At 78.7% G+C, this 847-nt stretch carries 2 protein-coding genes; both read right to left on the bottom strand.

Annotated elements, in window-relative coordinates:
• Positions 1–446, bottom strand: a 446-nt coding sequence (locus GTW08_RS24895; RefSeq protein ID WP_161152616.1) for a PaaI family thioesterase, incomplete at its 3' end; no start/stop codon positions are given.
• Positions 447–460: 14 nt separating this feature from the next.
• The coding region (locus GTW08_RS24900) for a DNA glycosylase AlkZ-like family protein (protein WP_161152617.1) at positions 461–847 on the bottom strand (387 nt) is incomplete at its 5' end.

The raw sequence follows: 847 nt of genomic DNA on the forward strand, positions 1-847 counted from the left end.
CCCGCGGGAGCACCGGTCAGCGCGAACGTGGCGACGACGTGCGCGACGGCGACCCCGGTGTCGTCACGCATCTCGGCCCGGCCGACGCCGACCTCGTCGTCGAGGTGCAGCAGCGACAGCTCGGCGCGCAGCCACCGCGCGTCCGGTGCGGGGACCCCGGCCACGTCCAGGCGCAGGTCGACGGTGGGCGCGCCCGCGGTGAGCCGCGCCGTGGAGAAGACGAGATAGCCGAGACCCGCGTCGGCCAGCAGCGCCGGGAGCACCGGGAGGACCCGGCCGTCGGCGGTGCGGACGCCGTCGTGCAGCGGGGCGCGCACCACCACGCGCTCCGGCGTCGACGACGGGTCGGGGGCCATCCCGAGGCCGGACTCGACCGGCGCGCGCCGCAGCCGCTCCCGGGTGCCCGGTCCGGGCCTGGTCGGCTTCGGCTGCGTCGTGCCGGTCATGATCCCATCGTGCGTCACGCCGGGGGCGCTCCCGGCCCCGGGTCCCGGTACCAGGCGGTGAGCAGCTCGGCCTCGTCGTCGACGGCGCGCCGGTCGGCGGCGTCGAGCGGGGTGAACGGGGTGGTGGCGACACGGCCGTCGCGGTGCTCCCAGGTGCCGGCGACCCGGCCGTGCAGCAGGAACACCGGCGCCGAGCGGGGCCGGGTCGTGGCGAACACGTGGTGGCGGTGCTCGGCGGGCACGATCCCGGTGGCCGCGGCGTGCCCGAGCAGCAGCACCGCGTCGTAGGGGCCGAGGAAGCGCACCGGCAGCGGGGCGCCGGGCCCGGGCAGCCGTGCGCGCGGCACGTCGAGCAGCGCGGTGCCGTCCTGGGCGGCGAACGGGCGCAGGTCCTCCCCCGC

The sequence above is a fragment of the Pseudonocardia sp. SID8383 genome (assembly GCF_009864975.1).
Classification (GTDB): domain Bacteria; phylum Actinomycetota; class Actinomycetes; order Mycobacteriales; family Pseudonocardiaceae; genus Pseudonocardia; species Pseudonocardia alni.